This window comes from Pseudomaricurvus sp., assembly GCF_965662505.1.
In the GTDB taxonomy this organism is placed as follows: Bacteria; Pseudomonadota; Gammaproteobacteria; order Pseudomonadales; family Cellvibrionaceae; genus Pseudomaricurvus.
On record NZ_CBFIHX010000138.1, the window covers coordinates 1 to 8,223 of the forward strand.

Here is an 8,223-nt window from a genome sequence, read left to right on the forward strand (position 1 = left end):
AGATAGGCTTCGGTTGGTAATTGCAGCATCAACGCGACCATGGCTTTATCCAAGGAATGATCAATGAGAATGGAGCGGCAGGTCTCTATAAATGCACTGTCTATGGTGTACTGTTGATCACCACGATAAGCCGTCATCACGTCTTCAATGACGGTGACAGCCAGTTTCTGACAGGCATCCCAACGACTGAAACCGTCGCTATCTCGGCTCATGATGGCCACGAGCTGTTCACGGGTGTAGTCATAAGTGAGCTTCACTGGCGCAGAAAAGCCACGCAACAAAACCGGTGTCGGTTTTTCATTTAAGCCCTCAAAAACGAAGGTCTGTTCAAACTCAGTGAGTTCCAACACCAGATTGGTATTGTCATCGGTGTCTGCGTTGAGGGGCTGTCCCTGTAGCTTCAGGGGGAGGTTACCCGCATCACCCAACAAACCCATAGCCACAGGAATGTGGAAAGCTTGCTTCTCTTCTTCTTTAGCTTCCGGGGTCGTCGGACAGGATTGTTTCAGCGTTAAAGAATAGGTACCACTGTCTTCATCATAATTGTCTGTGGCGTGAATCCGCGGTGTGCCTGCCTGGCTGTACCAATGGGTAAATTGTGTCAGATCCCTTCCAGATGCGTCTTCCATTGCTTTGACAAAGTTTTCGATGGTGGCAGCTTCGCCGTCGTGACGACTGAAGTACAGATCACTGCCCTGACGGAAAGCCTCTGGACCCAGCAAAGTGTGGATCATACGTACCACTTCGCAGCCTTTTTCATAGACTGTCAGAGTGTAAAAGTTAGAAATCTCGATAAAAGATGGCGGGCGAACAGGGTGTGCCATTGGGCCGCCGTCTTCCGCGAACTGTAGCGTTCTAAGCAGGCTGACGTCCTCTACACGCTTCACGGTTCGGGAGTTCATGTCCGCAGAAAATTCAGAGTCTCGAAATACGGTAAAACCTTCTTTTAGACTCAACTGAAACCAGTCGCGACAGGTAACTCGGTTTCCGGACCAGTTGTGGAAATATTCGTGGGCGACGACACCCTCTACCCGCTGAAAGCCCGCATCGGTGGTAGTTTCTGGTTTAGCCAGCACGCAGGACGTGTTGAAGATGTTCAGACCTTTGTTTTCCATGGCCCCCATATTGAAATCGTCAACCGCCACAATCATAAATATGTCGAGGTCGTACTCCAGCCCATAAACCTCTTCATCCCAGCGCATCGCCTTTTTCAGGGAGAGCATGGCGTGGTCGCACTTGTCGAGGTCTTTGCTTTCGACAAAAATGCGCAACGTGATTTCACGGCCACTTTGAGTGGTAAAGGTGTCTTCAATAAATTCCAGCGTACCGCCCACAAGAGCAAATAGGTACGCAGGCTTTTTGAATGGATCATGCCAGGTGGCAAAGTGCATCCCTGAATCTGATTTGCCTGAGTCAATCAAATTGCCGTTAGACAGAAGCACTGGGAATTCAGACTCGCTAGCCTCGATGGTGGTGGTAAACTCACTTAATACATCGGGCCGATCGAGGAAATAGGTAATCTTGCGAAAGCCCTCGGCTTCACACTGAGTGCAGTACATGGTGCGGGATTTATACAGACCTTCCAGACTGGTGTTGCCTTCAGGATTGATATTAACTTCCGCCTCAAACACAAACTCGTTGGGGACTGACTCAATGGTCAGTGTCTCAGCCCCCGTTTGATAATCTGCTTCAGTCAGCGATTTACCGTCAATCTGGATTGAAACCAGATCCAGATCCTGGCCGTGAAGAATCAGCGGTGCGGATGGAGTATTGGCCTCGGTGTTGCGACGGATCTCCAGACGAGATTTCACTACGGTAGCGTTGGGGTCGAGCGTAAAGTGCAGGTTGGTTTTTGAAATTAAAAAGTCTGGTTTTTGGTAATCTTTCAGATAGATACTTTTAGGTTGTGCGTCTTTCATAACCTGCCCTTCAGCTGTGTTAAAGCGGTAATGTGTCAATAGAGGGTTTAATTAAACCGTGGTTTGCGCGTAGAAATCGACATGGTACGCGCCAAACTTGCGAATATTGATGACACCCGTATCCAGGATCAGATATTGTCCCTTGATGCCCTTTAATGTCCCTTCCACCGTAGATGTTTTATCCAGATTATGCGTCGTAACCTTGGTTGGGAATTCATCAACGGGGTAATCAAATTCGTACACGTCGCCATCGTCGATAGCCTGAATCGCGGCCAGCCCAAAACGTTTTTGCAGCGCGACTATGTCATTCCAGGCATTGTCTAAAACTTCATCTCGTATAGCAGCCAGATCGAGGTATTCGACGTCACCCTTGAGCATTTTTCGCCAGTTGGTTTTGTCGGCCACCTGTTCGCGAAGAAGATCCTCTACAAAGCCGGATTGCTGGCGTGTAGCGACGCGAAAGATAGGCAATGCCTGAATGGCACCCTGATCCATCCAGCGGGTGGGCACTTGAGACATTCGGGTAATGCCGACTTTAATGCCCGAAGAGTTAGCCAGATAGACGATATGATCAGTCATGCAGAACTCTTCGCCCCACTCCGGCTGGCGACAGGTTCCTGCATCGTAGTGGCACTTTTCAGGGCTCATCATGCAGCTGTCACATTGTGCCAGGGCCTTAAAACAAGGATAGCAGTATCCCTGACTAAAGCTTTTTTTCGTCTTACGACCGCAGTGTTGGCAATGGATTGCACCACTGTACTCAATGCGGATAGTTTTTCCCATAAGGGGTGATAACTCAATCCGGTTATCACCCAGCGGTAATGTATACCGTACCGGTTGGGCGTGATCGGTTTTCATTTTGGCCAGATGACCTGACGCCAGAAGTTCAAAATCCATACAAAATTACTGCCACTTCAGGGGTTTATCTTCTGGTTCAGCCACTTCTCCGTCGCTGCCACAGTGGCTGTGATTTTTAGGTGGAACATAGCCGGTTCTTTCTTCGGCGGGCACATGTTTTAACTCATAGGCTATGACTGCCTGCATGCAGTGTTCTTTCTGTTCGGGAGTCAGAGTTCGGCCATCAGCCCACTTACCCAGCTCAATCGCTGTTTTCAGGTTTTCGTACACCTCTGGGGTGATTGAGCTCAAAAGATCTTCAATATTCATCGGGACTTCTCGTTAAATGGTTGTCATCTCATTAAATTAGATAGTTCTAGTAACGTCAGGTGAAATAGCCGTTATGTTTAAAAAGCTATTTTACGTGCCATCTTTTTTATCTGCTGTCCATATGCCGGCAATAGCGGCACACATCATGCCGGCTATCAATCCACCTACATGGGCTGCATTGGCAATGCTGCCGTCCATAAAAAAGTCTACCGCGCCAGTCATTCCCAGTACGACCCAGACAAGCATAAAACCAATGATGCCAGGCTGAAGTGTAAAAACCGGGCGCGGTTTAAAATAATTGTATATCCAGAGGAATCCCAGCAGCCCGTAAAGAACGCCTGAGAGACCACCAAATAAGGATGGGCCACCCCAAATGTATTGAGCGAAATTGCTGATGACGCCAATCAGTAGTATCAGGCCGGTTAATTGTAAACTCCCCAATCCAACTTCAATCCGTCGTCCAAATTCCCAGACCCACATCGCATTGAACAGTATGTGAAAAACCCCGAAATGCAAAAAAATGGGTGTGATCAGTCGCCAGTATTGTCCCAACTCCAGACCGGCGGTCACGGAAGCCAGCCCTAATCGAGAACCCATTAACTGAATCGGCTGGAAGGTTAACCAGCTTACCCAGGTCAGCTCGTGGTCATAATGCACCAGTAAGGCGCCCAGTACCCCGAGTAAAATAGCACCCAGGGTGACGGGATAACGTCCTAAAGCCTGCTGGAATTCGAACAGCTTGCGAGTCATAAACTGCTCGCCACCCTGTAGGCTTGCGGCATTGCTCGAAGCCTCTGCCATGCTGACAGGAGCGATACCTTCGAGTCCATGTTCCTGAATAAATCCGCGAAGCTGCCCAGCCTGCGATTCGTTACTCAGCCACAAACACTGCCCTCTGGGTTCTTCAGTGACTCGATACAGGATACCCTTTTGCTGTAACTGAACCAGCAAGGGGCTCAGATCAAGTGAGAGCGGGAACAAATCCACCTTATACCAGCTCATACTGCGTCACACCGACTCATAAAGTCATACACCATTTTAAATCAGGTTTTAAATGAAGTGATATCGTTTTAAATACAGCCATAAAAGGTTTTATATTAACGTCATACACCGTTCTTACACGTCTTGAGTTCATTCCGTGCCTTTTCCTGTGTCTGAAGCGGTAGAGTCTCCACGGTCGACATAAACCCACTGAAACCGGTCTTCCCTCAGTTCTTTCTCACCATCAAAGCGGTATGCCGTTAAGCGACCGAAACTGACGGCACTGTAATCCAGACAGGCAACGTTCGGCTGCAGTGGTCTGGGGCGCCCCTTGAGCCAGTAATGGCCAAAAAATACTGGCGGTGCGCCAGCTTCGTATTGAAGCAAGTTTTGTTTGTGGGTGCTGTGAATAGGATGGTCCGCCAGATCGTAAGGCAGAGGATCGGGTTGAAAAACAATGTCGCCATAGGTCTTAGGGCTTTCTTCCCAGAATTTAGTGCGGAAAAACCGGCGAATAAACCCGTCTTTACTCTCCAGCTGCATACCATCAGGCAGCGGCATACTGGTGCCCCGCGTCAGGCGATCAACTGTACGGCTTTCCAGTGAGCCCTTCTCTCGAGAGGCCTGGATAAATTCCGGGGTAATGCCTTGCAACGGATAATGGGATTTATAGGCCTGAATCAAAGTGTCATCCCAACAGGCGTGAACCACCCGATAAGTTGGCGTTTCAATAAACAGCGGCAACTGTGAAAACCACTCGGTATATTTCTGCCATTGCTCCGGGAAGTCGCGAAACTGATCGAGTGTCTCTTTCATCAGTTTTTTGAGACGAGCTGGCATACCTTGGGTTTCTTGATCCAGCAGATAATCAAGGGTTTCCTGCTTGAAACGAATGGCGTTGTATTCGTGGTTTCCGAGAACTACAAGCGCTCTACCCGCCTGATGCATATCGTGGACAAGCTCCAGGGTTTCACGGATGTGTGGGCCGCGATCAATCAGGTCGCCCACAAACACGGCGAGTCTTTCCGGGTGCTGATACACACCGTTCACGGGCTTATACCCCAGGCGCTGTAATAGCTTAAGCAGAGGTTTATAGCATCCGTGAACGTCACCAATAATATCGACTTTTACCGGGTCATTATTTGCCGGATCTTCTGGGGCCGCGTGGGGACTTTCCGAAGTCTTGATCATGTCTGTGTTCGAAGCTCCGGCTCAATTGCCCAGGTGGCTACCCCACCCCAACTTGGTGCGGCAGGTTTCGTAAAAGTTATGGTTCAGCGGATGAATGAGGTGCAATTTGTGAGGCTTTTTGTGAATGTGGATTTCATCACCGGGGTTGGTGACCACATGGTTTTGACCATCACAGGTCACATGGGGGTAAGCGGAATTTTCTTCGCCGATAATGATCTTAATCTCGCTGTTGCCGTCAACCACAATTGGGCGGCTGCTTAAGGTATGCGGATTCATTGGCACAATCACAATCGCGTCCAGCTTCGGATGCATGATGGGCCCTCCTCCACTCAGCGCGTAGGCAGTCGAGCCGGTCGGAGTAGAAATAATCAAGCCATCGGATCTTTGGCTGTATACAAATTGACCATCAATATAGAGCTCGAACTCAATCATTCGAATCAGGCGACCCGGGTGAATCACGACATCGTTAAGGGCGTCGCCACCACCAATCAGGGCGCCATTGCGAATAACCGAAGCATCCAGCAGGAAACGGGTTTCCATCATATATTTGCCGTCCAGCACATCGGCGACACGGATTTCGATGTCGTCCGGCGTGATGTCGGTGAGGAAGCCCAGGCGTCCGCGGTTAACACCTAGCAGAGGCACCTTGTACTTGGACAGGGAGCGTGCGGCACCCAGCAGACTGCCATCGCCACCCACGACAATGACCAAATCACAGGTTTTGCCCAGCGTCTCATTGTCAGAAATTTCAAGCTGATGGCCAGGTAAACCGCTAGCAGTGGCTTCTTCGAGGACGATATCCAGCCCACGGGACTGTAAATAGCGAATGAGGCGCTTAAGGGTGCTTAAGGCGTTTTCACTGCCTGGACGACCAACCAGACCAATTCGACTAAATTCCGACATATTCCGGCTCTGTAGAGAGAAAGTTAGCTATTATAGCGGTTTAGGCTATTGTCGTCAGGGATACTCATGTCATCAGAAATACTCAATCATGTTTAGACGATGTCATAACCATTGAGATGTCATAACCAATGAGAAACCATACCCCGTGGACCGCGTTGACGCATCCGCTCGTTCGCAATCTGGCCTGGTGTGTTTTCAGTCCATCGCTGGTTCAAAACCCGATTGACCCCGTCGATGGGTCGTCAAACCCGGCAGTCCATATCCATGAACCTGTCATGACTGATGATGATTGGGAGTTTCTGATATCACTAGACGAATCTCCAACCGCCCTCACCCAGTGGATAAACAGTAACCACACCACCCGATTAGGGTTTCAGTTTGAATACTACTGGCAGTTTTGGTGGCGCAACCGACAGCCGGATTGCGAGCACCGATTTAACGTTCAGCTCACCAGCCAGGGTAAAACGCTGGGCGAGCTGGATGCGCTTTGTTGGAACCCGGACAGTCAACGACTGAGCCATAGTGAAATGGCAGTGAAATTTTACCTTGGCATTGATAGTAGCAGGTTGCCACAGGCCAAGCGCGCCAATACCGAATTCAGCTGGGTGGGCCCTAACGTGATCGATAGGCTGGATTTAAAATGGCAGCAATTGAATCATCGTCAGCTGCACCACCTCAACAATGACGAGATTCACAACACCGATTTTTTGCCAGAACATTGGGCATATGAACATCTGCACATTCAGCTGATCATGAGAGGCAGGCTGTTTTTACCTGTAACTGCCGAGCCCAGTCAGGGCGCAGTCTTATCCACCCGTACTCCTTACATCAATCCTCACCACCAGCATGGTATTTGGATGACACACAGTCAGTTTGAGTCTGCTGTCGTGTCGCAAGCTATAGGGCAAATTTTGTCATCAGAAAAAAACTCACACCGTGCGTCAAACCTACACTGGATGCTGCTGAGGCGTAACCAGTGGTTTGCCCCAGTGACTTACTGCGACAAAAAGCCAGATAATGATGGGGAGCTAGGCGATAACAGCGCGATATTGAAAGGCTTGGCGGATCACTTTTCGAGCTATCGACAGCCGATTCAAATCGCTGTCTTAACGCAGGTGGAGTCGACTTGGGAAGAGTGTAAACGCCTGTTTATTGTTCCGGATCAATGGCCGCTTACAACCTGACCGTCTTTAAGAATAAAGTCTTCAGTGCTCCAGGTTGATACCTGAGGAAGGTGATCAAGGCCATCGTTCAATGCTTTAGCCTTGTACCCCAAATCTTTAAGAAACTGGCAGGCCGCACGGGCGCGGGAGCCTGTATTGCAGCAGGTGACGTAGGTTTGGGAGTCGTCCAGCACACGGCGTTTTAGGTGCATCAGGTGTAGTGGCAAATTAACGGCTTCCGGCAAATGCCCCTGGTTGTATTCCGGTTCCTTGCGAACATCCAGAAGAATAACTTTGGGGGAGTCCGAAGCCAATTGCTTAAAGGTACACGTCTCAATTGACGGTTCTTTTAACAGTGGAAGAAACTCCTGCTTGTCGAGAACCAGCAATACACCCTGGGATTTCATGATGACATTCGCATTGCGAACCGTCTCCTGGATGAGAGCATCTTCTCCAAAGCAGCGCCCTTCTGAAATGTCAGCGACATGAGTGGCAGATGGCTGATTCGGCGAGTTCCGGGTGACTTCCGCAACACCTTCTTTGATGAAATAACAGCAATCGCCTACATCGCCCTGACGAATAATAACTTCCCCTTCGTTGACGATGCGTGTCTGTAAATGCCTGAGAATGTGTCTGACATTGGTGGGGGGAACTTTGAGGAACAGGTTCGAGCGCAGCACGGTATCCAGCCACACTGCGTCTTCATCGAGCTCGCGGCGTGTCGCCAAGTCAACCAACAGGTGTTCAGCAGCCTGACTCCAGGTCAGTAGTTCATCCTGACGCTCTCGATCCACTTTCAGAAGAGTTACATCTGTAGCGGCAACAGCACGTCGGGAACGTGGTTGCTGTGGGTAAATAGGGGTAAAAGCCGTTTGGGCCTTAAGTTTTTCGACAGATCC

Annotated in this window: 8 protein-coding genes; 1 reads left to right on the plus strand and 7 read right to left on the minus strand. The window is 49.7% G+C overall.

The genetic code is table 11. The features are described 5' to 3' along the window. The 6 genes from pepN to ACTG33_RS14845 form a co-directional block, all read right to left on the minus strand. On the minus strand, positions 1-1,919 hold a 1,919-nt coding region (gene pepN / locus ACTG33_RS14820; RefSeq protein ID WP_439136000.1), incomplete at its 3' end, for an aminopeptidase N. Between the two features lie 51 nt (positions 1,920-1,970). Beyond that, positions 1,971-2,816: a DUF2797 domain-containing protein gene (locus tag ACTG33_RS14825; RefSeq protein WP_439136001.1), complete on the minus strand. Its 846-nt coding sequence runs from the start codon at positions 2,814-2,816 to the stop codon at positions 1,971-1,973. A gap of 6 nt (positions 2,817-2,822) precedes the next feature. Continuing rightward, the gene (locus tag ACTG33_RS14830; protein ID WP_439136002.1) at positions 2,823-3,086 is read right to left on the minus strand and encodes a YeaC family protein; all 264 of its coding nucleotides are present in this window, start codon (positions 3,084-3,086) and stop codon (positions 2,823-2,825) included. Between the two features lie 90 nt (positions 3,087-3,176). Further along, positions 3,177-4,088 carry a rhomboid family intramembrane serine protease gene (locus ACTG33_RS14835; RefSeq protein WP_439136003.1) on the minus strand — a complete coding sequence of 304 codons (912 nt, stop codon included), beginning with the start codon at positions 4,086-4,088 and terminating at the stop codon, positions 3,177-3,179. Between the two features lie 129 nt (positions 4,089-4,217). Beyond that, the gene (locus ACTG33_RS14840; protein WP_439136004.1) at positions 4,218-5,258 is read right to left on the minus strand and encodes a metallophosphoesterase; all 1,041 of its coding nucleotides are present in this window, start codon (positions 5,256-5,258) and stop codon (positions 4,218-4,220) included. Between the two features lie 21 nt (positions 5,259-5,279). Then, a complete protein-coding gene (locus ACTG33_RS14845) occupies positions 5,280-6,161 on the minus strand; it encodes an NAD(+) kinase (protein ID WP_439136005.1) in 882 nt (293 codons plus the stop codon). A gap of 128 nt (positions 6,162-6,289) precedes the next feature. On the opposite strand from ACTG33_RS14845, the gene ACTG33_RS14850 reads away from it, so the two are divergent. Next, positions 6,290-7,345 carry a DUF1853 family protein gene (locus ACTG33_RS14850; protein ID WP_439136006.1) on the plus strand — a complete coding sequence of 352 codons (1,056 nt, stop codon included), beginning with the start codon at positions 6,290-6,292 and terminating at the stop codon, positions 7,343-7,345. On the opposite strand, the gene ACTG33_RS14855 is transcribed toward ACTG33_RS14850, so the two are convergent. Continuing rightward, positions 7,324-8,223 (minus strand): cyclic nucleotide-binding domain-containing protein (locus ACTG33_RS14855; protein ID WP_439136007.1); only part of this gene is annotated, 900 nt, incomplete at its 5' end. The two genes, ACTG33_RS14850 and ACTG33_RS14855, sit on opposite strands and share 22 nt — an antisense overlap.

What these genes read in the sequence shown, in the direction of transcription:
- ACTG33_RS14850 (WP_439136006.1), top strand. Translation starts at nt 6,290, where the DNA reads ATGAGAAACCATACCCCGTGGACCGCGTTGACGCATCCGCTCGTTCGC.
- ACTG33_RS14830 (WP_439136002.1), bottom strand. Translation starts at nt 3,086, where the DNA reads ATGAATATTGAAGATCTTTTGAGCTCAATCACCCCAGAGGTGTACGAA.
- ACTG33_RS14840 (WP_439136004.1), bottom strand. Translation starts at nt 5,258, where the DNA reads ATGATCAAGACTTCGGAAAGTCCCCACGCGGCCCCAGAAGATCCGGCA.
- ACTG33_RS14845 (WP_439136005.1), bottom strand. Translation starts at nt 6,161, where the DNA reads ATGTCGGAATTTAGTCGAATTGGTCTGGTTGGTCGTCCAGGCAGTGAA.
- ACTG33_RS14835 (WP_439136003.1), bottom strand. Translation starts at nt 4,088, where the DNA reads ATGAGCTGGTATAAGGTGGATTTGTTCCCGCTCTCACTTGATCTGAGC.
- ACTG33_RS14825 (WP_439136001.1), bottom strand. Translation starts at nt 2,816, where the DNA reads ATGGATTTTGAACTTCTGGCGTCAGGTCATCTGGCCAAAATGAAAACC.